Origin of the sequence: Chitinophaga varians, assembly GCF_014529945.1 — a bacterium.
GTDB lineage: Bacteria > Bacteroidota > Bacteroidia > Chitinophagales > Chitinophagaceae > Chitinophaga > Chitinophaga varians.
Window position 1 is genome coordinate 1 of the sequence record NZ_JACVFB010000050.1, and the last position, 323, is coordinate 323.

The window sequence follows — 323 nt, forward strand, 5'->3', positions numbered from 1 at the left end:
ACAGAGCGGACGGCGCAATTGACACAGCTGTCGCGTTCCCTGGGCGTAACGCTCAATACGTTGTTGCAGACAGCCTGGGGCGTGTTGTTAATGAAATACGGTAATACGGACGATGTGGTGTTTGGCAGCGTGGTGTCAGGACGGCCGGCAGAGCTGCCGGGCGTGGAACGGATGGTAGGGCTGTTTATTAATACGGTGCCGGTACGGGTACGTGCCGGTGAAGATATGCGGCTGTGCGACCTGGCTGCGCAGTTGCAGACAGCATCGCTGGAAGCATTGCCACATCACTATGAACCATTGGCTGATATCCAGTCGCTCAGTGA

1 protein-coding gene is annotated in these 323 nt (G+C 56.7%); it reads left to right on the forward strand.

What is annotated here, in order from left to right:
- Positions 1 to 323: condensation domain-containing protein (locus tag ICL55_RS34990; protein ID WP_188106727.1), on the forward strand; the 323-nt coding region annotated here is incomplete at both ends.